This window comes from Alcaligenes sp. MMA (assembly GCF_020907215.1).
GTDB classification, from domain to species: domain Bacteria; phylum Pseudomonadota; class Gammaproteobacteria; order Burkholderiales; family Burkholderiaceae_B; genus Alcaligenes; species Alcaligenes aquatilis.
The window spans coordinates 679,214-703,624 of sequence record NZ_JAJJPP010000003.1; the positions used below are offsets into that span (position 1 = coordinate 679,214).

The following is a 24,411-nucleotide window of genomic DNA, read 5'->3' on the forward strand; positions in this document are numbered from 1 at the left end:
TCATGCCCCAGGCCCATTTCTTCGGGCCTGGGTTTTTACCTCAGGCCAAGGGCACGCCGGTGCTTTCAATCCAACCCAGATAATGGGCCAGCAACACAAACAGGAACAGGGCCACGGACAAGCCCACTCGCCAGGTCAAGGCATAGGCCATGCGATTGGAGTTACCCCGGTCCCGCATCAAATACACCAGGGCCGAACCCAGCGACACAATAATCCCCAGAAACACGATCAGAACTAGCACACGCATTACGTCTCCCCCGCTTCAGGTTGAATGGATGTCCAGCAACAATTCTCGTTCTTCTTCGACTCGACCCCTGCTTGCCCTGGTTTGTCTGGGTTTGCTGATGCTGCTGTTCATTAGCCTGGGGCGTTGGCAACTGAGCCGCGCACAGGAACGTCAAAGCCTGGCACAACAAATTGAACAAGGCCGCCAACAAGCTCCCCTTCATATTGATTCCCAGGCCAGCCTGGATAAAGGTGCCTTGTGGCAGTCTGTCGCCGTGCACGGCTCCTGGCGCAGTGAGTTAACTGTACTCCTGGATAATCGCAATTTCAAAGGTAAGCCGGGCTACTGGATTGCGACTCCTTTTGTGCTAGACGAAGGTGATCTGGCAGGCTCCAGCCTGCTCGTACTCCGAGGTTGGCTGGCTCGCGTACCGGGACAGGCGCCTAGCGTACCGGACGCACCGTCCGGCTCCGAGACCATCTCCGGTGAATTGCTGGAACGCGTGCCGCGTCTGTTTGAACTAGGCAGCAGTCCCTTGCCCGAGCACTTGCCCAGCCCTTCTGGTACGCCCCCTGTGGTGCAGAACCTGGCCCTGGAAGATCTGCGCAGCCGCATTGATCTGCCTGTACTGCCCCGTGTGCTGGCCCAGACCGCCCCCGCCTCGCAGTTGCAAACCAACTGGCCCGACCCGAATATCGACTTTGAAAAGAACCGGGGCTATGCCCTGCAATGGTTCGGTTTTGCCCTGATTGCCCTGTGTGCCTGGATCGGTGTAGCGTGGAAATGGCTACGACGCTCCAGACCCAACTTTGCCCCTACAAGGAAAACCTGACGTGGACACGACTCAAACCCCTGCCCGCCCGCGTTCCATGACTCCGCTGTATCTGCTGCTGGCGATCAGTCTGGCACCCGTGCTGTTTGCACTGGCTGCCTACTACATGCCATCACTGGGACTGCGGCCAGACGAGAGCAATGCCTACGGCCAGTTGATTCAGCCTCAACGCAGCGTACCGACACCTGCCACCCTACCCTTGCAAACCCTGCAAGGCGAGGCCTTTGATCTGCAGTCCCTGCGGGGCCGCTGGGTACTGGTCAGTGCCGACGAGAGCGCCTGCCCCGAAAGCTGCGTACGCAAGCTGTTTATCCTGCGCAACTCCCATGCCAGCCAGGGTAAGAATGTAGACCGACTCGCCCGCGTCTGGTTTGTGACGGACCAAGGCCAGCCTTCGGAACAAATTCTGGAAGCCTATCTAGGCACTCATATGCTGCGCGCCGATCCGGGCCAGTTGGCCGAGTTTCTAGCCCCTGGAACCGACAGCAGTGCTGCCGAACAAGCTGTCAAAAATGGCATGTGGATCATCGACCCCAATGGCAATTTAATGATGGTTTTCCCCGGTGATGCCGACCCTATCAAAGTTCGCACCGACATACGCAAACTGCTGAACAACTCACGCATCGGATAAGTTTATGGCCGATATCCGCCAACGCTACCGCAAACTGGTCTACCTGACCTGGTTCCTGACCTTGGACCTGATCATGTTCGGCGCTTTTGTCCGTCTGACAGATTCGGGCCTGGGCTGCCCAGACTGGCCCGGTTGCTATGGCAAACTCTCGCCGCTAGGCGCGAGCGCACATATCGAGCAAGCCTATCAAGCCATGCCTTATGGCCCAGTCAGTTGGGGCAAGGCCTGGATTGAAATGATTCACCGCTATGTGGGCGCGGCCTTGGGCATGTTGATTATTGCCATCGTCTGGATGGCCTGGCGGCATCGTCACACCTTGGGCCATTCGGCTCGGCTGGCCCTGTTCACCTTGCTGGCCGTCTGCGTGCAAGGAGCCTTTGGTGCCTGGACCGTTACCCACAAATTGATGCCTATTATCGTCACCACCCACTTGCTGGGCGGCATGAGCGTACTGGCCTTGATGACCTGGCTGGCCGTACGCGAGAACCCTGGCCCGCCGGTCTCTCCTGTCACCCGCCGCTGGCGACCTTGGCTGATTGGCGCCTTTATTCTGCTAACGATTCAGATCGGCCTGGGTGGATGGGTCAGCACCAACTATGCGGCGCTGGCCTGCATGGACTTTCCGCAATGCCACGGCCAATGGATACCCGAGATGGATTTGCATGGCGGGTTTTCGCTGTTTCGCGCGCTGGGCGAGCTGCCTTCTGGCGAGATGATTTCCCAGGCTGCACTGACCGCCATTCACTGGGTTCATAGAAATATGGCCTTTCTGGTGTTTCTGATTTTGGGTTCAGTCGCGTGGAAACTGCGCGCCGATCCCGTACTGCGTCGCCCGGCAACATTAGTCCTTTTGTTGCTGTTGGCCCAGCTCATCACGGGGTTAACCACGATCTTTTTCCAGTGGCCTCTTTTGATTGCCGTCCTGCATAATGGGGGAGCTGCCGGTCTCGTTTTATGCTGCGTCACCCTGTTGGTACGGCTTTCCCGCAAGTCGACTGTCCCCCAAGGAATACAGTATGACAAACACCGCTACCCTGGCTCCCGCCTCGCTCCTGCGCCAGTATCTGGTACTGACTAAACCACGAGTCACCCAACTGGCTGTTTTCTGTGCCGTAATCGGCATGTTTCTGGCTGCTCCCGGCCTGCCCGATCCGGGTACGGTGGTCGCAGGCACGCTAGGCATATGGATGCTGGCGGCTGCCGCCTTTGCCATCAATTGCCTGATCGAAAGCCAGATTGATGCCCGCATGCTGCGCACCGCCCGACGCGGTACGGCACGCGGCACCATTACCCCACCCCAAGTGCTGGCCATGTCCGGTTTGCTGGGCGGCATAGGCATGCTGGTGCTGTACTACTGGGTCAATCCGCTGACCATGTGGCTGACCCTGGCCACCTTCATTGGTTACGCGGTGATCTATACCGTGATCCTCAAACCCCTGACCCCACAAAACATCGTGATCGGTGGTTTGTCCGGTGCCATGCCGCCTGCTTTGGGCTGGGCCGCCATCGCCAACGCTGTACCGGCAGAAGCCTGGCTGCTGGTGCTGATTATCTTTATCTGGACGCCCCCGCACTTCTGGGCCTTGGCGCTCTACCGTCAACACGACTACCAGCGCGCCGGCCTGCCCATGCTGCCCGTCACCCATGGCAAAACATTTACGACGCTGCATGTGCTGCTCTACAGCTACATCCTGATGGCCTCCAGCCTGCTGCCCTTTATCATCCGCATGAGCGGCCCTCTGTACCTGGTTACCGCCCTTTTGCTGGGCGCCCGTTTCATTCAATACGCCCATCAACTACACCGCCACTACAGCGATGAACTGTCCCGTAAGCTGTTCCGCTTCTCCATTATTTATCTGGCGGTTCTGTTTGGGGCGCTGCTAGTGGATCACTGGGTGCGCTTGATCTGAGTTCTATCGACAGAGTGAGAAAATAGCGGCCACCTTCCCTGCTGAGTACCTTTAAGGCACACTCAGCAACTCAGGCGGTTCGCTGCTCACTATTCCATGCTTTAAGAAGCACGCACGCTCATCAAAATACCGATAGCTGCGTACCAACAAAACAATCGGTGTGGTTACATGAATCGAGGGAGTTTATGAGACAAAAGAGCTCATACCACACTGACTACCAAGACATTCCCCGCTTTATTGGTGCGATGGGCAAAGAATATCCTGACGGATATATAAGCACTGCACATAGTCATCCACGTGCACAGTTTCTGTATGCCTCTGCTGGTGTCATGGAAGTGCAGACGCACGACACACTCTGGGTTGTTCCGTCTCAGCAAGCGCTCTGGATTCCGGCTGAAACGACTCATGAAACACGCATGCGAGGGAATGTCTCGCTCCAGACCCTTTATATCGACACGACACGTTGTGCTTTAGGGTCCCCGAAGCAGCCGACAATCATTCGAGTCTCTGCACTACTACGAGAACTAATCAGCCGTGCAATTGAGATGCCGCTAGAGTACGAATTGGGAGGACGCGACGAGCGGATAATTCAGCTCATCTTGCTAGAAATAGACTGGAAGGAACGTCGGCCATTATCAGTGTCACGTCCTCGAGACCCGAGACTCAAACGAATCTTTGATAGCGTGCATAAAACTCCAGCTGACGACAGGAGCCTTCAAGATTGGGCACACATTGTGGGAGCGTCCAGTCGGACACTTACCAGACTTTTCCAGGCAGAGTTTGGCTTGTCTTTCCGAGATTGGCGTCAACAAATGCGTTTACTGGCGGCGATTCCTCTTTTAACCGCAGGAATGCCTATTACCAAAGTGGCAGGGGATGTCGGATACGACACACCCAGCGCCTTTTCCCTGATGTTTCGCAAGGTCACCGGCATCACGCCAAGCCAATATCTTGCGCGCTATTGATAACGCCCTGAGACCGTCATGCTTACGACGACTCCAGACATCGTATGACATCACCCAGATCATCAAGGACAGTGGCTCCTTGAGTACGCAAGGCACGACCTGATGCTGAATCAGGACTGCCAATACCAACGAACCCCAAACCAAGCGCACTCGCGACCCGCATGTCCCACAAACCATCTCCTACAGACACGACGGCCCGAGGCTTGTCCATATCATAGAGATGCATTGCACGGACTCGCGCAGCCTTGACGAGATCATCACGTGCAGCATGCTCGGACGAGGTAAGCAACGCTTCCTCCACAAAATCAATCGCAACAGCATGAAGTTTTTGTCGGCTCACTGACCGGATACCTCCCGTGGCGAACACTACGCCCCAGCGTGTCGTCTCCATAGCCTTTACGAATGTTCGGGCACCAGTAATTTCACGCAAACCGCGCTCAGCAAGCAGGACCGAAAACCTGGAACCCAAATCCCTCTCAAAACTCGCCATCTGATCTGGCGAGATCCCTGTTCGCCCATGCTCTTTCATTGCATGGGCAAAAATCCCGGTATCAGTGTGATGGGGATAGCTGCCCCAGTCGGTATTCAAATGTTCCAACATCAGTGTTTGCATGGCTCCGAGCAAGGCTTCCTGATGCATGGCAATCGAATCGGTCAACGTACCGTCGATATCAAGTATCAAAATACTGTCTTTCTTCACGGGTTGAGTGTTGGCAGTCATAGTCAATGGAAAGCATCATGCACACTCTGTAAACACGGGCACGTAGCCAAGAAAGTGCGCAAAGTAACAAGCTCTTTACTCTGACGATTCAACGTCAACACGAGTCTACGGTGACTAAGTGACTGTTGCCTATCTCGTAGTAGCCACGGAATACGCCTGATACGACAAAGTTGGTCGAGCACCAGCCAGCCCCACTTTGATCGCCAATCCTTGGCCTCACTCCACCATCAAGATCTTATTCACGTGGATTGCTACCGGACTTCGTCGCTTCGGTTACAACAGGGATATCCCCACTAGGCTGCAAAGGCCCCACGAAACTCTCCGCCTCACTCAAAGCATGCGCCAAACCGAATAGCGGTGGCAGTGCTTCGTGCTGGCGTTGGCCGGACTCGAACTCTTGCCAGACTTGGTAGGCTCGCTGGCGTTGACGCACGACTGCCTCGATCTTTTCACTGAAGATAGGATCTTTGCCACGCAAGGAGTCGAAGTCGCGCTCGGTTAGCATCAGCAGGCGGCTATAGCCCAGAGAGCGGACTTCGCCCGCATGGTCGCTATGCTCGACGACATTCACCTCGCCAATCGTCTGCCCTGTTCCCAATTCGACCAGACTGCCATCGGGCAAGGTCAGCTCCAGTGCTCCGGAAGCCACAAAGAACATGACGCGCATGCCGCCGTAGCGCAGATGAATCTTCTGGTCCGGCAGAGCCAGACGCGGGCGCAAACGTCGCGCCAGTTCTTTTTTGGCCTGCTCGGAAATGCCATCGAACATGGGCACCTGGGCAATCAACTCCATGGCACTCATGGTCATGTCCAGAGTGGGACGCTCCTCCAGATAGCGCCAGCGTTGCGTGATCTGTTTGACCAGATCCGCGTACATCTCGCTGGTAATCAGAGAGTGCGACAGCATGGTGCGATAGTGGGCTCGCTCTTGTGCCGCCGCCACTCGTGCCAGATAGGATTCCTGCAACCATTGTGCAAACACAGGGTATTGCAGCGTCAAGGAATGCAAGGCATCTTCCAGTTGCGACAGACGCAATTTATGGGCCTGCACAATCGTACCGGTGGCCTGCTGCCCCAATAAGGGAGCCAGCTCCGTTTGGGCAAACTGTATCAAACGCTGGGCCACTGACCGCTTGGCGATCAGGTTCGAGAAACGCTTGTCCAGTTCCCGGACCAGCCAGCCTTGCCGGCCAAATAGATAATGCAAGCGCAACGCATAACGAAACCCTCGGGAGTAACGCAGGTCTGATGCAATGGCGGCCTCAAAACCAGCCAAACCCGCCTGACGCACCGTATCGTTCATGCGCTCGGCCCGGCTTAACAAGGACTCGGCTGTTTTCCAGTCCACAATCTGCGATTTCAACTGCTCGTAAAACAGCTCCACTTCACGGGCCGATAGAATCGCCATGCCCATTTTCACTTTCTGCGCCTCGGTCAGGCTTTGGATCTGACCCGACGCCACACCGGCCTGACTGACCTCAAAAACGGTACACAGGCGCTCAATAACTTGTGGCTTGATTTGCTCTTGCCGACCCAGTTCCTCGGTCTTGTCGCGCAGCTCTTCCAGGGCCAGACTCACCGCCTGATCGCGCAAATGGCGCTCCAGAGGAGTCAGTTGGTTCAGACCCAAACGACGAATCAAAGGCCGCAGACTGATCCCGTTCACAAACAAAGTCAGCAACACAAAGCCCGTCGTGGCCACGCCGATGAACTGGCGCACATCATGCGGGATAGCGTGTTGCTCGGTGACGGCCAAGGCCAACGCCAAGGAGACAGCACCACGCAGCCCACCCCACAGAATCACCACCCGATAGGGACGACTGACTCGGGTCCCAAAGCGGGTGCGCCCCAGCAAGGGCAACACGGCAAACACCATGACAGCCCGTGCCAGCAAGGTCACCACAAACAGCAAGGCGACCAGGCCGATCTGCATCCAGGTGATTTCAGCCATCAGGCGCGGAATCAACATGGCAGCAAACAAGAAGATCAAGGAATTGGCCAGAAAGCCCATCTGGGACCAGGAGCTGCTCAAGAGTTCGAAGGTCGCGGGCGACATGCGGGTGCGGCCTGTGGAGCCCACCACCAAACCGGAGATGACCGTGGCAACCACACCAGATACACCCAGATAGTGCTCGGACACAAAAAAGGCCAGATATGCCAAGGCAATGGTCAGCGTCACTTCCGCTGCGGGCCAGCCTCGTAACAGCACGAACAGGCCACTGGCCAGACGCCCCATCAGGAAACCCGCAACACCACCGCCCAAGAAGCTGAACAGGAAACTGCCCAGCACGGTGCTGCCACTTAATTCGCCACCGCCGGTCAACACCGCCAGCAGCACCGAGTACAAGGCAATCGAGGCTGCGTCATTGAACAGGGCCTCGCCCTCGACCAGCGTGGACAGACGTTTAGGCGCACCCACTTCACGGAAGATACCCACCACAGCGACTGGGTCTGTGGTGGCCACAATGGCGCCCAGCATCAAACAGACCACCAGCCCATAGGAAGAGGCCACGTTCAGGGCATAACCCACGGCAAAGGTACAGACCACCACGGCCACAATGGCCATCATCAAGATGGCGCCTATATCATCGAGCAACCTACGCAGGTTCATGGCCAGCGAAGTCTCGAACAGCAAGATAGGCAGGAAGGCGTAGAGGAATGTCTCGGAGGAGATGTCGAAGGCTTGCAGGGTGCTCAGAAAGTCCGACACCATCTTGGGTGCCCAGGCATGCAGATGCAACAGGATGCCCAGCGCAAAGCCGATCAGAGCCAAGAGTACGGAGTACGGCAGTCGCAAGCGTCCCGCCAAAGGCGGCATAAAGGCAACCAGCCCCAACAGGCCTGCCAACCCAAACACAAACTGCCCAATCTGCATCGCGACATCCTTTGTCATCGGCATTGAGTCTACCGGCATGTACCTACGCATTCAGGCGTGGACAGGCCAGATCGACACGGAAAATCCCCCCGCTTTCCGCATAAGGCAGAATAGCGCCTTTTCCCCGCATCACAGCCACCGAACTATCTTTTTCTCGCAAAATTTACGTTTTTTGGCCTCTGGCCCCGCACCCAGAGCCACATCTACACAAAGATACGACAGCGAGCCGGAATCTGCGCCAACGCAAATTCGCCTTTGACATAACTGGTTATACTTTCGCATCATGAATTTTCCGCGTCCCTTTCCTGCTGCGACTCGCTGGCCCCATCGTCTGGGCCTGTGCTTGTTGTTGCTGGCTGTGGTGCTGCGCGGAATCGTGCCTGCGGGCTACATGCCCACGCAAAACGATCAGGGCTATGCCCTGGCCTTCTGTTTGCCTTCAGGACAAAGCCTGCCCCCTGAAATGGTGCAGCACTGGGCAGCCTTGTTGGGCGAGGACACCGCTGACCACTCGGACGAGGCTACTACCAGCGCCACCTGTCCGTTCTGCGTCATGCTGCAAGCCGCGTTGACGCCCGCGCCTGTGGCTGTCGCCACACCCTTGAGCCTGGGCCACTTCCGGCCCTTCCTGCTTCCCCCGCTTGATCCCGCCCTGGCACAGGCCTTTATTCGTGGCCCGCCGGTGGGACAACGAGCCCCACCCTTTCTTCTTCCTGCCTGATTTCCCGCGTTCGGCTCTGCCGCTGCGCCTTTTCTCCTTTGCTGCTATTGCCCAAGCGGATTTGCCGCTGGGCGACGGCTGCTCTTCGGAATTTAGTCATGAAGAAATTAGTAAACCCCGGCCTGATCAGCGCCGGTGTTCTGGCCTGTGTGCCCTCTATTGCCCTGGCCCAATCCACCGTTATCGAACAACTCAGCCCCATTGTGGTGACAGGGGTGGCTCCTGAATCTCCTTTGCAGTTCAGCACCAATCCCAAACTGCCGCGCCTGCCCCTGCCCGCCAGCGACGGCACAGACTACTTGAAAACCATCCCTGGCTTTGCCGCCATCCGTAATGGCGGCAGCAACGGCGACCCGGTGCTGCGTGGCATGTTTGGCTCGCGCCTGAACGTGCTGACCAATGGCAGCTCCATGCCTGGTGCCTGCCCGTCGCGCATGGATGCGCCCACCTCCTACATTTCGCCCCAATCCTTTGATGAGCTGACCATCATCAAAGGCCCACAAAGCGTGCGCTGGGGGCCAGGCGCGTCTGCCGGGACGGTACGTTTCGAGCGCAAAGCGCCTGGCTTTACCGAAAGCGATGCCACGCTGGACGCCAGCATCCTGGGCGGCTCGGCTGGTCGTCACGCAGGCAATGTGGACTTTGCCGCTGGCAATGCCTCTTACTATGCCCGCCTGACCGCCAATCAGGATCGCGCGCAAGACTACAAGGACGGGGATGGTGAGCGTGTGCCTTCGCGCTGGAAAAAATGGAATACAGACGTCGCCATTGGCCTGACACCGGATGCCGATACCTTGCTGGAGTTAAGCGCAGGCACGGGTGACGGCTATGCCCGCTATGCCGGTCGTGGCATGGACGGCACCAAATTCAAGCGCGAAACCTTGGGTCTGCGCTTCCAGAAAGACATGCATGAAGGCGTGCTGCGCAATGTGCAGGCCCAGTTGTATTACAACTACGCCGATCACGTGATGGATAACTACGAACTGCGCCCCTTCAAGCCCAGCGGCGGTATGTCCATGCCTATGGCTTCCAATGTGGACCGCCTGACCTGGGGCGGCCGCTTCAGCATGGACTGGGCCTTGAGCGACGACCTGACGCTCACCACCGGCGCGGATGCCATGCGCAGCCGCCATCGCAAACGCAGCGCAATGGGGATGCAGGACTACCGTGATCAGGATTGGGTAAAAGATGCCGAGTTCGACAATATCGGCATCTTCACCGAGGCCCGTTGGGATCTGAATGACGCCAGCCGTTTGATTGGTGGTGCGCGTCTGGATTGGGCCAGCGCCCGCGATCTGCGCCCCAGCCTGGGCAGTGGCATGATGAGCAAACCCAACCCCGGAGCCAACGAGCGCCGTCGGGAAACCCTGCCCAGTGCCTTCTTGCGTATCGAGCATGATCTGGATTCCCTGCCTTTGAGCCTGTACGCCGGTATTGGTCATGTGCAGCGCATGCCGGATTATTGGGAACTGATTTCCCCGGCCAGCGGTCCGCAAGGCAGCCCCAGTGCCTTCCTGGGGATTCAACCTGAAAAGACCACGCAGCTGGATTTTGGCGCGCAGTACAAGGATGAAACGGTCTCGGCCTGGGCTTCTGCCTATATCGGCCAGATTCAAGACTACATCTTGTTCGACTACCTGCCCGGCGGCATGATGGGCAAGAAAACCCAGGCCCGCAACGTCAAGGCCCGCATCATGGGCGGCGAATTGGGTGCGGACTGGAAAGCGACGCCCAACTGGACCTTGGGCGGCAGCCTGGCCTATGCCTGGGGTCGAAATAGCACTGATGGCCGCGCTCTGCCGCAAATGCCCCCGCTGGATCTGCGTCTGACAGCGGATTATGTGCAAGGTCCTTGGTCCGCAGGCGGTGTCTGGCGCATTGTGGCCAAGCAAAATCGCTATTCGCAGGGACAAGGGAATGTGGTGGGTTACGACTTTGGGCCTACCGGCGGTTTCAGCACCTTGTCGCTGTACGGCGGCTACAAAATCAACCGCAATCTGTCTGTGACAGCCGGTGTGGATAATGTGTTCGACAAGACCTATGGCGAACACCTGAATCTGGCCGGGAACAGTGGGTTTGGTTTTGGGGCAGCAAGCCGCTTTAATGACCCTGGTCGCACCGTCTGGCTACGCGCTGCTTTGACCTTCTGATCGTTTTTGCCTGCTAGGTCAGATGGACTCAGCAGGCAAAAAGGCTGAAAAATCAGGGCAAAAAAAAGGGACACCTAGCTGGTGTCCCGTAAACATCCGCTTCAAAAGGGAGGGGAAGAGGAGAAGCCGAAGCGGATGTGCAAATGCCGAATTGCATAGGTGGCAAAAATCAGCAAATGTATTGTTTAGTCCGCGAAGATCAGCTTAAGTTCTGCCGGTTTCCCTGGAAATTTGTAACTCTTTAAAACGACTTAAACTGCTGCCGCCAAAGCGACACGCAGCTTCTTGAATGCCGCCACTTCGATCTGACGGATACGCTCTGCCGACACGCCGAATTCGGCAGCCAGATCGTGCAAGGTCGCGCCACCATCGTCCTGCAACCAGCGGGCGCGCACAATGCGCTGCGAACGCTCGTCCAGCGTGTCGATCGCTTCTTCCAGGCCGCTGCCTTCCAGCATGTCCTGAGCACGACGTTCCAGCACACGCGAGGGTTCCTCCTGCCCTTCGTCGGACAGGTAAGAAATAGGCGCGAAATGGTCATCGTCGTCATTAGTCGGGGCTTCCAGAGCCATATCGTGACCGGACAGACGCACTTCCATCTCGCTGACGTCCTGTGGACGTACATCGAGTTCACGCGCAATCGCGTCTACCTGCGCCGTATCCAGCGTTTGTCCGTCCGGACGCATGCGGCGCAGATTGAAAAACAGTTTGCGTTGGGCCTTGGTGGTAGCCACTTTCACCATGCGCCAGTTGCGCACGACGTATTCATGAATCTCGGCCTTGATCCAATGCACGGCAAACGACACCAGACGCACACCGCGTTCTGGGTCAAAGCGTTTGACGGCCTTCATCAGGCCCACGTTCCCTTCCTGAATCAGGTCGGCATGCGGCAAGCCGTAACCCAGGTACTGGCGGGCAATGGACACCACCAGACGCAGGTGCGACAAAATCAGTTCGCGCGCAGCATCCAGGTCATCCTGGTCGCGCAGGCGCTGACCCAGCTCGGTTTCGCGTTCGGCGCTGAGCATGGGCAGACGGTTAACAGCAGAAATATACGCTTCGATCGTCCCCAGTGCGCCTGGATTAGACACGGCGGCGACGAGTTCATTACCAGACGCCAGGGCCAAAGCGTTCGCTTGTTGTGTCATGGAAAATCCTTCAAAGGTCAGCCGGCGAGAGCACTCAACAAGGCCCTCAAACCGCCAAAAACGTATTTCAACAATCATTGAGTTTAGCACTCGATGGTCTGGAGTGCTAAAAATTTCGAGTACAGGAATAAGAGCGTCGCAGCAAGAAAAAGTTCACTACTTGAGGGGAAACGGCGGTCAATCGGTGGGCAGAACGCCACAAACAGGCAAAAAACCGTGTCTGCCTGAGAGTAACGCCTTAAGGCCCACCTGAAAATAACAAAGTACGACCTTGTTTATCCAACGATCACAGTCGCTCGGCGTGGAAATTCAGATGGTCCTGAATGAAGGTCGAGATGAAGTAGTAGCCATGGTCATAGCCGTCGTGACGGCGCAGGGTCAAAGGCTGTTTGGCCTGCTCGCACGCCTGCTCGAATACGTCCGGATACAGTTGTTCGGCCAGAAAACCGTCGCTCAAACCCTGATCCACCAAAATTCCGGCAGGATACGGCGTGCTGGTCTTGGCCATCAAGGCGCTGGCGTCGTGCTGTTCCCAGGCCTGACGATCCTGACCCAAGTAGGCACCAAAGGCTTTTTCACCCCAGGGGCAGCGGGTTGGCGCAGCAATAGGCGCAAAGGCCGACACGGAGCGGTACTTGCCGGGATGGCGCAACGCCAGCGTCAAGGCACCATGACCGCCCATGGAATGACCAAAAATACCCACACGGCTGGCATCACCGGGCAGGATGGTCGTGACCAGCTCAAACAGCTCCTGGGTCACATAGCTTTCCATGCGGTAATGCTTGTTCCAGCCCGGTTCAGTGGCATCCAGATAGAAACCAGCACCCGTGCCCAGATCCCAGCCCTCATCCTCCCCTGCCACACCAGCGCCACGCGGGCTGGTGTCGGGAGTCACCAGCATGATGCCGTGCTCGGCAGCGTAACGCTGGGCACCGGCCTTGATCATGAAGGTTTCCTCTGTGCAAGTCAGCCCTGCCAGGAAAAACAGCACAGGCACACGGCCTTGCCCGATGGCCTCTGCCAGGCTGGCGGCCCCTTTCTGAGCGCCGGCCTGTAGTTGTGGCGGCATATACACAGAAAACCGCATGGGCAGACCAATCGTCTGCGAAGCGTGTTGGTAATAACGCTGCCAGCCATCAAAACAGCGGTGTTCGTTGAGCAGTTCCAGTGTCTGAGTCATAGCCCCCTCTTGTTCTCAATTGCAGATCCGGCCCAAAGCCGGTGGCACACCCCCAGGGCGGCAACGGACTCTGGCACCGGGATAAAGGGTGCAGGCAGCGGCCTGCGCCCTCTTCCTGCGACATCTATCAGTACATCACCACCGAACGGATGGATTTACCGGCATTCATCAGGTCGAAACCTTCATTAATGCGTTCCAGCGGCAAAGTGTGGGTGATCAGATCGTCGATATTGATCTTGCCATCCATGTACCAGTCCACAATTTTCGGTACGTCGGTACGACCACGAGCGCCACCAAAGGCAGAGCCCTTCCATTCACGGCCGGTCACCAACTGGAACGGACGAGTGGAGATTTCGGCACCGGCCTCGGCCACCCCAATAATGATGGACTGGCCCCAACCACGGTGGCAGCACTCCAACGCCTGACGCATCACCTTGGTGTTACCAATACATTCAAAGGAGTAATCCGCGCCGCCGTCCGTCAGTTGAATAATGTGGTCCACCACGTTTTCAACGTCATTGGGGTTCACAAAATCAGTCATGCCGAACTGGCGAGCCATGGCTTCGCGCTCGGGGTTGATGTCCACTCCAATGATCTTGCCCGCGCCCACCATCTTGGCGCCCTGGATCACGTTCAGGCCGATACCGCCCAAACCGAACACCACCACGTTGGCACCGGCCTCCACTTTGGCGGTAAACAGCACGGCGCCCAAACCGGTGGTCACGCCGCAGCCGATGTAGCACACCTTGTCGAACGGCGCGTCGTTACGAATCTTGGCCAAGGCAATTTCTGGCACCACGATGTGGTTGGCAAAAGTCGATGTGCCCATGTAGTGGTGCACAGGCTTGCCACCGATGGAGAAACGCGACGTTCCGTCCGGCATCAGGCCCTTGCCCTGAGTAGAGCGAATGGCGGTACACAGGTTGGTCTTGCGCGACAGGCAGGATTTGCACTGGCGGCACTCGGGCGTGTACAGCGGGATCACGTGATCGCCGGGACGCAGGCTGGTCACACCCGCGCCCACATCCAGCACCACGCCTGCACCTTCATGGCCCAGGATGGCCGGGAACAAACCTTCTGGATCCGCGCCAGACAGGGTGTAGTAATCGGTATGGCAAATGCCCGTCGCCTTGATCTCGACCAGCACTTCGCCCGCTTTGGGACCTGCCAGATCGACCTCTTCAATCGTTAGCGGTGCGCCCGCTTTCCAGGCAACTGCTGCACGTGTTTTCATGTGGTCCACCCTCCGGGTAAAAGTAATTATGGTTACGGCAAACTCGGTCCTTCGGGACCAAACTCTTAAAGTATAGAGAGTATTTTATAAGGCGCTGCCCGGCTGGCGGCACCTTGTATGGGTAAAGACCCGCACAACGTACAGGATTGCCCTCAATACAAAGACGATTTACCCGTCAGCAGCACGCCCAGGCGCAACATACCATAGGCCAGGTAATCAACCAGCCGGCTGAACACCCCCAGACGCTGATATTGCTCCGGGTAGACTCTGGCAGCATTGTGTTCGATCTCGTACTCCAGCTTGGTCTGCAAATTCTGGGTAAATGGCTGATCCTGAATCAGCACATTGGCCTCACGCGCCAGGAGCAGGCTGAACGGATCCAGATTGGACGAGCCCACCATGGAGTAGTCATCGATGACGGCTACTTTGGCATGCAGATAGCTGGCCTTGTACTCGTACAGCTCAATGCCATGATCCAGCAACTGCCCATACATGAATCTACAGGCCCGATATTGCAGGAAATATTCGGCATGGCCTTGCAACAACAAGCGTACTCGCACACCACGTTCGGCGGCTTGCTCAATATGCCGTCGCAAGGTACGGCCCGGAAAAAAATAGGCATTGGCCAAAATGACCTGCTCTTTCGCCTTGCACAACAACTGCAAATAAGCCTGCTCAATTTGCTGACGATGGCGCACATTATCCCGCAGCAACAAAGTGGCCCGTATGCCTTCAAAGACCTGGCCGGCCTGCTCCGCCTTCTTGCGCTGCTGACGGCGCTTGCGCCATTCGCGCCACAAGGTGAAACGCTGGGTGAAGCTGTCCCAATCCTTGCGTCTGCGCCAGGCCATACGCAGCCATAAAGCCTGCTGCGCCCGCACCATGTCATCGACAATCGGCCCTTCACAGCGCACGGCGAAATCAAAACGCGGCATACCCTGCCCATTGATCAAGGGCACATCATCAAAGTCATCCAGAATATTAATGCCACCCACAAAACCAATGCGCTCATCGACCACCAGCATTTTCCGGTGCAGTCTGCGCAGGCGTCGCAAGGACAGGCGGGGTTCGCGCCACCCTTGCGGCTTGGGGCGATAAATCCGGTAGCGCGCACGCATGGCCTTTAACTGCTCGGCAATTTGCAAGGCATGCACATCGCTGCCAAAGCCATCAATTACCACGCGTACGCGCACACCGCGCTCACTGGCTCGACGCAAGGCGTCCAAAACACAGTGACCACTATCGTCCAGATTGAAGATATAGGTTTCCAGATGCAGACGCTTTCTGGCCTGATCGATGGCTTCGCAGATAGCCGGAAAAAACTCCTGGCCATTTTGCAGCAAGGTGATTTGATTACCTTCGTGCCAAAGTGGATCGCGCTTCAGACTCGGCATGCTGGCTAGGCCTATACGTTAGGAAACCACTGAATGCCCCGTTACGGCAGCTCCAGCTCGGTCAGGATAGGGGCATGATCGGACAACTGCTTCCAGGGGTCTCCCACCAGCACGCGGGCATTACGCACTGCAAAACCACGCTGATAGACACGATCCAGCCGTAACCAGGGAAATGCTGCGGGGAAAGTACGAGGTGGGGGTGTCATGCGTGCAGCACCATTGACACCCAGTTGGATGCCTTGGTCCGGCACAACCAGCCCGCTTTTACGCATGGTACGCAGCCATTTAATGGGCTGGCGCAAGCGGAAACGGTTATCGGCCTGACCGCGAGGCGAGAAGGAAAACACTTCGTACAGATTCAATTGCTGCACAAAGATAGGCGCCAGACGGTTATTCCAGTCGTTGAAATCGCCCGCGATCAACAAGGGTTCGTCCGCAGGGACAATGCGCTTGATACGATCGAGCAAGGCCTGAACTTGGCGAACCCGGCCACTGTTGAACAGGCCCAGATGAACCACAATGCAATGCACCGGACGGCCGCCAACATCAACAACCGCATGGAGCAAACCGCGCTGTTCCATACGATGGTCGGAGATGTCCTGGTTTTCGTACTGCAAAATGGGAAAGCGCGACAGCAAGGCGTTGCCGTGATCCGTATGAGGACGAACCACGTTGCACCCATAAGCCGTATTCATGCGCAAGGCAGCGGCCAGCGATTCGTGCTGGGCGTCCAGACTGCCTTGCAGTTGGTTACGCCCCTGCACTTCCTGCAAAAACAACAAGTCGGGAGACAATCCGTAAAGTCCCAGGCGCAGATCCGCCAAAGACTCCCGTTTGCCAGAAGCCGAACGGCCTTTGTGAATGTTGTAGCTGACTACCCGAATCACTGACACGCCGTCCCCCGCTCTGACTTACTTGTTTTCAACAGCCCGCAGACGAATATGCAACTCACGCAGTTGCTGCTCATCCACAGCCGATGGGGCCTGGGTCAGCAGACACTGAGCACGCTGTGTCTTGGGGAAAGCAATCACATCACGAATCGAATCGGCACCGGCCATCAAGGTGACCAGACGATCCAGGCCCAGAGCCAGACCGCCATGTGGAGGCGCACCGTATTGCAGCGCATCGAGCAGGAAGCCGAACTTCAGTTGTGCTTCTTCAGGACCGATCTTCAAGGCATTGAACACCTTGCTTTGAACGTCGGCACGGTGGATACGGACCGAACCGCCGCCCACTTCCCAACCGTTCAGCACCATGTCGTATGCCTTGGCAAAGGCCTTGCCGGGATCGGTTTCCAACAGGTCTTCATGGCCGTCTTTGGGGCTGGTGAAGGGATGATGAGCCGCAAAGTAACGGTTTTCGCCCTCGTCGTATTCGAACATGGGGAAGTCCACCACCCACAGAGGCTTCCAGCCTTCCTCAAACAGACCGTTCTCTTTACCAAACTCGCTGTGACCGATCTTGATACGCAGGGCACCGATCGCGTCGTTGACGATCTTGGCCTTGTCCGCACCAAAAAAGATCAGGTCGCCGTTCTGGGCGCCCGTGCGCTCCATCAACTGCTTCAGAACATCAACATGGATGTTCTTGACGATCGGCGACTGCAAGCCTTCAGGAATCGAGGCAACATCGTTGACCTTGATGTAAGCCAGGCCCTTGGCACCGTAGATACCGACGAATTTGGTGTAGGCGTCGATTTCGCTGCGGGGCATGGCGCCACCACCAGGAATGCGCAGGGCAACCACACGGCAGGATGGGTCATTGGCTGGGGCGGAAAAGACCTTGAAGTCCACTTCACGCATCAGATCAGCCACATCCACGAATTCCAGTTTGACGCGCAGGTCAGGCTTGTCCGAACCGTAGCGCTGCATGGCCTCGGTCCAGCTCATGGTGGGGAACGTAGGCAGTTCCACGTTTTGCACCGTACGGAAAATGTGCGTGACCATGCCTTCAAAGATCTCGCGAATCTGCTCTTCGTTCAGAAAAGAGGTTTCGCAGTCGATCTGGGTAAATTCTGGCTGGCGGTCAGCGCGCAGGTCTTCGTCGCGGAAGCACTTGGTGATCTGGTAGTAGCGGTCAAAGCCCGAGACCATCAGCATTTGCTTGAACAACTGGGGCGACTGAGGCAATGCGAAGAATTCGCCCGCGTTCACACGCGAGGGAACCAGATAGTCGCGAGCGCCCTCAGGGGTGCTCTTGGTCAACATGGGGGTTTCAATATCGATGAAACCCAGGTCGTCCAGATAGCGACGGGACTGCATGGCCACTTTGTAGCGCAGCATCAGGTTGTTCTGCATTTGCGGACGACGCAAATCCAGCACGCGATGCGTCAGACGCGTAGTTTCGGACAAATTGTCATCATCCAACTGGAAAGCCGGGGTGACCGAGGCATTCAGGATTTCGATCTCATCACACACGATTTCGATCTCGCCCGAACGCAGATCCGGGTTGACGGTGCCTTCAGGACGGGCCTGAACGCGGCCGGTAATGCGCAGGCAGTACTCATTACGGATACGTTCGGCCACTTCAAAGGCCTGCACGTTGTCAGGATTGACGACAACCTGCGCCAGACCCTCACGGTCGCGCAGATCAATGAAAATCACACCCCCGTGGTCGCGGCGACGATGTACCCAGCCAAACAAATTGACCGTCTGGCCCAGGTATTCTTTGGAAACCTCGCCGGTATAACACGTACGCATCTAGGATGACTCCGAAATAGTAAAAACTGCAAATTGGAAAATTCAGGTTCCAGCCAAGGGAGGTGTCCCTTCAGACTGGTCAGAAACTGGGGGTAAGGCGATCGACTCGGCAGGGCCGACCACACCCATGGATACGATGTATTTAAGCGCCGCATCCACTGTCATGTCGAGCTTGTGTACATCGGCCCGAGGCATCATCAGGAAAAAACCGGAAGTTGGGTTGGGTGTTGTGGGCACGTAGACGCTGACAAAGTCGTCTCCCAATATCTGCGCCACTTGTCCGCCCGGTACTCCGGTCAAAAAAGCAATGGTCCAGGAGCCAGCCCTGGGATACTGCACCAGAACGGCTTCGCGAAACGCCTGACCATCGGGTGCCAACACCGTATCACTGACTTGCTTGACCGAATTATAAATGGAACGCACCAAAGGAATACGCCCAAGTAGCAATTCCCAACGATCCACCACCGCACGGCCCAGGTAATTGGCCGCCAGTAAACCCGTACCAAACAAGACCGCCAGCACCAGCACAATTCTAAAGCCGGGAATTCGCAGGCCGAACAGGGCCTGCGAAGACAGAAACTCCGGTACCACGCTCTCCAGCGTTTCGATCAGCAAAGTCATCACCCAGACGGTGATGACCAAGGGCACCCAAATGAGCAGGCCAGTGACGAAATAACGCTTGAAGGGGCGCATAAGAAGTGATGTTAGCTGGACGATGAGGACGTGGGTGTCGCCGCAGGCGCAGGCGTGGACGTAGCGCCACTGTCCGCGGACTTGCTGCCACCCTGGTTACGAAAATCCGTTACATACCAGCCCGTACCCTTGAGCTGGAATCCTGCCGCCGTTACCTGTTTGGTAAAGGTAGGCTGATTACATTCTGGACAAACCTCTAAAACGGGGTCCGACATTTTTTGCAGCACATCTTTTTCGTATTGGCACGAGCTGCATTTATACGCATAGATAGGCACGACTCATCCTAACAAAAAGCCGAAACAAACTTCGAGAGATAAATAAGTAGGGTCGATACCAGCAAATTTCAAGCTGGGGACCCGCTCAAAAAGAACCCGAAAAGAGTTCACAGGGGCACTTCTGACGTGATTTTAGCCCTTTTTGGGGTGCAATCGCACTGAACTTCACCCCGCCAGACAGGCCGCCTGCGGCGGCCATCCGATTTAGATCAAAAATAGGCAGGCAGCAATCAAGGTCGGTGCTGCGGCGCTAAGCAGCAGCCGCAGGGGTGAGATGGCCCCGTCCGGGAAGCTGCCTTTCAAAATGGAAAAGCCAGCGGGGTTCGGTGCATTGGCAATCACGGTCAAGCCACCGCCAGTTACAGCACCTGCCACCAGCATGTATCGCCAAATGTCCGACGTACCTTCAACCAAAGAGCCCAGATAGGTCAAGGCAGCATTATCGGTCACAGCGGTCAAGGCCGTTGCACCCCAGAACAGCACCGTCGGCGACAGGCCGCCCAGCAAATCCTGCAACCACCATTTTTGCAAACCACCCAGCACCACCAGACCGGCCAGAAAGAAACCAACCATCAGACCTTCACGCACCAGCAAAGGGTTCTGGTAATGCTTGTACGAATGGGCATAACCAATGAACAGCATCAGCAACGCCATGAACACAATGGGGTGATGCGCACCGAGCACAACCGCTATCAGGAAAGCCACGTGAACCGCCATGACACCAATCGGTACCGGGCGTTGGGTTTGGCTGGGCTCGGGCATGCCCTGCCCCATTTCCAGCAAAGCTTTACGGCAAATCAGTGTGACCAAAGTGGCATTGATCAAGACGGCCAAAATAGCGCGCCAACCAAAATGCGTCGCCATAAAGGCGCTGTCCCAGCCAAACGTGCTGGCAACCATCAGGACAGGCGGTGCCGCGTACGCGGTCAAAACACCGCCAATGGACACGTTCACAAACAGCACACCCACGGTCAAATACTTGAAACCGGCATGGCCTTGATGGCGGAAATACGCCTTATGCAGCAGTAAGGCCGCCAAGGTCATGGCAGCGGGCTCGGTAATCAGGGAACCCACCAACGGCACCACGGAAATGGTGATGAAGTAGGTGGAAATCTGGTTCGACACGGGTACCGCTCGTGCCAGCACCGACACGATCTTGTTCACCAGCTCCAGAATCGGGCGGCTGGCGGCAACCACCATAATCGCAAACACGAACATGGGCTCGGTAAAGTTGCGGCTCTCCAAATACTCGATGGCCGACTGCAAGTCCACAAAAACGGCCATATAAGCCACCAGCACACAGGCCCAGACGCCAAACACGGCTTCGACCTCGGACAACATGTGCCATAGCCCTGCATGGCTGCCGCCTTTATTGGCCAAGCGTGCAAACACCGGAACCGAGAAGGTGTGGACGATGGCAATGGCAAACAGCGCCGTTGCAACATACTCAAGAGGAGAAGCCATTCTTCGAACCTTTAAAGCTTTATGTAAATTGCTGCGTATCAAACCAAACTGATTGTGCCCGCCAACGCGGCCACCACCAGCAAAACACCAACCCAGATGTTGGCACGGAAAAGGCGCAGGCCTCGTTCGGGATAGCGCACGTCAAAATGTTTCATCTGCCACAGCAGATGGGCACCAATAACCGCCATCACGGCGTAATACAAAATCCGCTCGTCCAACAGCAAACCGCCTACCAGCCAGCACAACATGGCGGCTATGTAAAAACCGCTGATCCAGGTCTTGCCGGCCTCACGAAAACGCAAGGCGGTCGAGTGCAGACCCAGCTTGGTATCGTCAGCCACGTCGATATAGGCATAGATGGAGTCATAGCCTACCTGCCACAAAATCGCGCCCACCCACATCAGGATGGCACCCAAAGGCACTATGTTCTGCGTGTCGGACCAGGCCATCAGCATGCCCCAGTTAAAACAGATCCCCAGAACCACTTGCGGCCAATAGGTAAAGCGCTTGCACAGTGGGTAGATCATCACAATGGGAAACAGGGCCAGCGCCAGCCAGCGGCTGTACTCATTGATGGCAAAAAGCAGCAAGGCACACACAGCCATCTGCGCCAGCACGAAGATCACGGCCTTGCGCATGGTGAGCTGTCCGCTGGTCAAAGGCCGGAAACGGGTGCGTTCAACCTGGTGATCAAAGTTGCGGTCCGCCATATCGTTAAAGCAGCAGCCAATGCCACGCATCAACAAGGCACCCAGGGAAAAGATCACCACACGCCACAAGGTAGGAAGACCGTCCGCCGCCTGCACCAGAGCGGCCAGGGCGGGCAAGAGGGTCAACCAAGTGCCCACAGGCCGGTCCAGCCGGCACAAACGCGCATAAGGCCCCCAGGAGGCGGGTAAATAGCGGGCCACCCAGTCATTGGTGGGGCGCATATCGGACAGATCTGGGCGCGGAGAAGACTCCGAAGCGGATGGAGATGTCATAGAGGTAAAACCTAAATCCAGGCCTTGAGCCATAGACTAGAAACAGGCATACCCTCTGGCTGAGGGTATGCGGTGGATTCCAGGAACCTGCTCATGCTCCAGGAGCAAAGAGAGCAAAATGGACGACCCTTGAAAACCACAACGCTGGCCCAGCCAGCGCGTGAAAAGACGCAGACCATCAGTCTGCGTCCATTGCCTGCCAAACACCCATCAGGCTTCTTTAATGAGTTTACCCAAGATGGCGATGCCTTCGCGAATTTTTTCCTCGGGCACAGTCGCAAAGCTCAGGCGCAAGGTGTTGCGTTTGACGTCCTTGCCCGCGTAGAAGGGCTCGCCAGGCACAAAAGCCACCAGATTTTCAATCGCTTTTTGCAACAGGGCCGTGGCATCCACGTGCTCGGGCAAGGTCACCCAAATGAACATGCCACCTTCAGGACGAGTCCATTGGGCCGTGTCCGGGAAGTTCTTGTCCATCGCATCGAGCATGATGGCGCACTGTTTCTGGTAAATATCGCGCACTTTGGGCAGGTGCTGTTCCAGGAAACCGTTATGTACGGCTTCGTAAACCGCCATCTGCGTCAACGTGGAGGTATGCAAGTCCGTGGCCTGTTTGATCTGCACCAGCTTGTCGATGATTTTGGCAGGAGCCACGATGTAACCCAGGCGCAGGCCGGGAGCCAGAACTTTAGAGAAGGTGCCCAGACGAATCACGGTGGCACCTGCCTTGCGGCCCAAAGACAGCAAGCTGGGCAGGCGTTCGCCAGCGTAACGCAGTTCGCCGTAGGGATCGTCCTCGACGATTGGGATATGTGCGGCAGCACATCGTTCCACCAGATCCTGACGACGCTCCAAGGGTAAACGCAGACCGGTCGGGTTCTGGAAGTTAGGCAGTGCGTACAGCAGACGGGCACCCATAGCTTCAGGAGCCGACACGTACTCGGGAATCATGCCCTGACCATCGGTAGGAATCGCCACAAAAGAAGGGTCGTACACCGACAGAGCCTGCAAGGCACCCAGGTAAGTAGGCGATTCCACCAACACCTTGCTGCCCTCGTCGATGAACAACTTGCCCAGCATATCCAGCGCTTGCTGCGAACCGTTCACCAGCAGGATTTCGTCGGCGTGTACAGGGGCGCCTTCGGCGCTCATTTGCTCTGCCAACCACTGGCGCAGGGGCAGATAGCCTTCCGTGGTGGCGTATTGCAAGGCCACACGACCCTGCTCGCTCAGTACCTTGTTGCACGCGCTTTGCATTTCCTCGACAGGAAAGCCAACTGGAGTGGGCAGACCGCCCGCAAAGGAAATAATCTCGGGACGCGAAGTGACCTTGAGAATTTCACGAATTGCGGAGCCACTCAGTTTCTGGGCACGTTGGGAAAAGGTAAAAGACTGCGAGAGGGTATCCATGATTCGGAAAAGTCCTGAAGAAGAACGATTAAATACTTCATATGCAAACTTTCTAGCTTGCAACAATGAACGCAGGATGCCGGACAAACCAGGCATCCTGCACCTTTGAATGAGTTATGACGCGGGTTTATTAGCGTATACCTTGCCACCAAGCGGCTTGCAGCGCAAGTAGCCAAACCGTATCAGCTCGGGATTTACCCTGAAAAATCGATCTCCCCTTCAAGGCAATCGTCGCACTTTGTCTATACTCAGCTATTGTATATACAATTAAAAATCTGCTCGGAGCCATGCCACCATGAGCGACCCTCACCCTGCCACTTTGCTTGACCTGCTAAACATCAGCAGCCTGCCCGCGCAGCCCTGGAAAAACGGTGGTGGCACCACGCACGAAATACGGTGCTCCCCAAAGCATTCCGATTATGAGCACTTTGACTGGCGCATCAGCCTGGCCCAAGTCCACACTTCCGGCGATTTTTCACGCTTTCCCGGCATAGATCGACACATCATGTTGATCAAGGGCGACACCATGCAGCTAATCCACCATGACCACATTCATGTGCTGCACCCTTTCCAGCCCTACGCCTTCGCGGGCGAGGACCGGGTGGCCTGCATGTTACCGCTCGGGCCCACGCAGGACTTGAATCTGATGCTGCGCCGGGGCCGAGCCCAGGGCAGCCTGCAAGCCTGGCAAGGACGGAATGCTCCCATGACCTTGGCCGCAGGCACGCACTTTCTGTATGCACCGCAAGGCGGCTACCAGTTCCAGGCCGACATACATCGCTGGACCTTGAACACCGGGCAGGCCCTGACAGGCAGCACATCCGCCCCCTTGTCGCTGCAACTGCAGGCCGAGCACGCTGATGCTCCACTGGTCTACGCCTATATCGCTCCCACGGAATGAAA

22 protein-coding genes are annotated in these 24,411 nt (G+C 56.7%); 8 read left to right on the top strand and 14 right to left on the bottom strand.

Annotated features, from left to right (window positions below):
• Positions 1-40: 40 nt before the first annotated feature.
• The gene (locus LNA76_RS15635; RefSeq protein WP_042485541.1) at positions 41-247 is read right to left on the bottom strand and encodes a twin transmembrane helix small protein; all 207 of its coding nucleotides are present in this window, start codon (positions 245-247) and stop codon (positions 41-43) included.
• 28 nt (positions 248-275) lie between these two features.
• Between LNA76_RS15635 and LNA76_RS15640 the strand changes: the two genes are divergently transcribed.
• The 5 genes from LNA76_RS15640 (at position 276) to LNA76_RS15660 (ending at position 4,564) form a co-directional block, all read left to right on the top strand.
• A complete protein-coding gene (locus tag LNA76_RS15640) occupies positions 276-1,058 on the top strand; it encodes an SURF1 family protein (RefSeq protein ID WP_108728370.1) in 783 nt (260 codons plus the stop codon).
• A gap of 37 nt (positions 1,059-1,095) precedes the next feature.
• The gene (locus LNA76_RS15645) at positions 1,096-1,689 is read left to right on the top strand and encodes an SCO family protein (protein ID WP_230019468.1); all 594 of its coding nucleotides are present in this window, start codon (positions 1,096-1,098) and stop codon (positions 1,687-1,689) included.
• Between the two features lie 4 nt (positions 1,690-1,693).
• Entirely contained in the window at positions 1,694-2,767 is a 1,074-nt protein-coding gene (locus LNA76_RS15650) for a COX15/CtaA family protein (RefSeq protein WP_094198064.1), read from the top strand.
• Complete coding sequence (gene cyoE / locus LNA76_RS15655; protein ID WP_230019412.1) at positions 2,706-3,599, top strand: heme o synthase; 894 nt, start codon at positions 2,706-2,708, stop codon at positions 3,597-3,599. Before LNA76_RS15650 ends, cyoE begins: the two co-directional genes overlap by 62 nt.
• 185 nt (positions 3,600-3,784) lie before the next feature.
• On the top strand, positions 3,785-4,564 hold the full coding sequence (locus LNA76_RS15660; RefSeq protein WP_121739896.1) for an AraC family transcriptional regulator: 780 nt from the start codon (positions 3,785-3,787) through the stop codon (positions 4,562-4,564).
• A gap of 22 nt (positions 4,565-4,586) precedes the next feature.
• On the opposite strand, the gene LNA76_RS15665 is transcribed toward LNA76_RS15660, so the two are convergent.
• Both LNA76_RS15665 and LNA76_RS15670 read right to left on the bottom strand, forming a co-directional pair.
• Positions 4,587-5,285 (bottom strand): HAD family hydrolase, encoded by a 699-nt coding sequence (locus tag LNA76_RS15665; RefSeq protein WP_199827847.1) that lies wholly within the window; start codon positions 5,283-5,285, stop codon positions 4,587-4,589.
• 235 nt (positions 5,286-5,520) lie between these two features.
• Positions 5,521-8,160 (bottom strand): cation:proton antiporter, encoded by a 2,640-nt coding sequence (locus LNA76_RS15670; RefSeq protein WP_230019469.1) that lies wholly within the window; start codon positions 8,158-8,160, stop codon positions 5,521-5,523.
• A gap of 283 nt (positions 8,161-8,443) precedes the next feature.
• On the opposite strand from LNA76_RS15670, the gene LNA76_RS15675 reads away from it, so the two are divergent.
• A complete protein-coding gene (locus LNA76_RS15675; protein WP_230019413.1) occupies positions 8,444-8,881 on the top strand; it encodes a DUF2946 family protein in 438 nt (145 codons plus the stop codon).
• A 98-nt stretch (positions 8,882-8,979) separates the two neighbouring features.
• A complete protein-coding gene (locus LNA76_RS15680) occupies positions 8,980-11,031 on the top strand; it encodes a TonB-dependent copper receptor (RefSeq protein ID WP_108728366.1) in 2,052 nt (683 codons plus the stop codon).
• Between the two features lie 251 nt (positions 11,032-11,282).
• Here LNA76_RS15680 and rpoH read toward each other — a convergent pair whose 3' ends face one another.
• From rpoH to LNA76_RS15735, 11 genes are all read right to left on the bottom strand, one after another.
• Positions 11,283-12,179 (bottom strand): RNA polymerase sigma factor RpoH, encoded by an 897-nt coding sequence (gene rpoH, locus LNA76_RS15685; protein ID WP_094198069.1) that lies wholly within the window; start codon positions 12,177-12,179, stop codon positions 11,283-11,285.
• 286 nt (positions 12,180-12,465) lie between these two features.
• Positions 12,466-13,359 (bottom strand): S-formylglutathione hydrolase, encoded by an 894-nt coding sequence (gene fghA, locus LNA76_RS15690; protein WP_230019414.1) that lies wholly within the window; start codon positions 13,357-13,359, stop codon positions 12,466-12,468.
• A 127-nt stretch (positions 13,360-13,486) separates the two neighbouring features.
• Positions 13,487-14,593 (bottom strand): S-(hydroxymethyl)glutathione dehydrogenase/class III alcohol dehydrogenase, encoded by a 1,107-nt coding sequence (locus LNA76_RS15695; RefSeq protein ID WP_094198071.1) that lies wholly within the window; start codon positions 14,591-14,593, stop codon positions 13,487-13,489.
• Positions 14,594-14,745: 152 nt separating this feature from the next.
• Complete coding sequence (clsB, locus tag LNA76_RS15700) at positions 14,746-15,987, bottom strand: cardiolipin synthase ClsB (protein WP_094198072.1); 1,242 nt, start codon at positions 15,985-15,987, stop codon at positions 14,746-14,748.
• A gap of 41 nt (positions 15,988-16,028) precedes the next feature.
• A complete protein-coding gene (locus LNA76_RS15705) occupies positions 16,029-16,880 on the bottom strand; it encodes an endonuclease/exonuclease/phosphatase family protein (RefSeq protein WP_094198073.1) in 852 nt (283 codons plus the stop codon).
• Positions 16,881-16,898: 18 nt separating this feature from the next.
• Complete coding sequence (gene aspS / locus LNA76_RS15710; protein WP_094198074.1) at positions 16,899-18,686, bottom strand: aspartate--tRNA ligase; 1,788 nt, start codon at positions 18,684-18,686, stop codon at positions 16,899-16,901.
• A 42-nt stretch (positions 18,687-18,728) separates the two neighbouring features.
• Positions 18,729-19,379 (bottom strand): DUF502 domain-containing protein, encoded by a 651-nt coding sequence (locus LNA76_RS15715; RefSeq protein WP_094198075.1) that lies wholly within the window; start codon positions 19,377-19,379, stop codon positions 18,729-18,731.
• A gap of 11 nt (positions 19,380-19,390) precedes the next feature.
• The gene (locus tag LNA76_RS15720; protein ID WP_094198076.1) at positions 19,391-19,654 is read right to left on the bottom strand and encodes an FmdB family zinc ribbon protein; all 264 of its coding nucleotides are present in this window, start codon (positions 19,652-19,654) and stop codon (positions 19,391-19,393) included.
• A gap of 204 nt (positions 19,655-19,858) precedes the next feature.
• Positions 19,859-21,118 (bottom strand): putative Na+/H+ antiporter, encoded by a 1,260-nt coding sequence (locus LNA76_RS15725; protein ID WP_094198077.1) that lies wholly within the window; start codon positions 21,116-21,118, stop codon positions 19,859-19,861.
• A gap of 38 nt (positions 21,119-21,156) precedes the next feature.
• Positions 21,157-22,101 (bottom strand): 4-hydroxybenzoate octaprenyltransferase, encoded by a 945-nt coding sequence (ubiA, locus tag LNA76_RS15730; RefSeq protein WP_094198463.1) that lies wholly within the window; start codon positions 22,099-22,101, stop codon positions 21,157-21,159.
• Positions 22,102-22,311: 210 nt separating this feature from the next.
• A complete protein-coding gene (locus LNA76_RS15735; RefSeq protein WP_230019416.1) occupies positions 22,312-23,508 on the bottom strand; it encodes an aminotransferase-like domain-containing protein in 1,197 nt (398 codons plus the stop codon).
• A 295-nt stretch (positions 23,509-23,803) separates the two neighbouring features.
• Here LNA76_RS15735 and LNA76_RS15740 point away from each other — a divergent pair, with 295 nt between their 5' ends.
• Positions 23,804-24,409, top strand: coding sequence for a HutD/Ves family protein (locus LNA76_RS15740; RefSeq protein ID WP_230019417.1), 606 nt, complete (start codon positions 23,804-23,806; stop codon positions 24,407-24,409).
• Positions 24,410-24,411 lie beyond the last annotated feature (2 nt).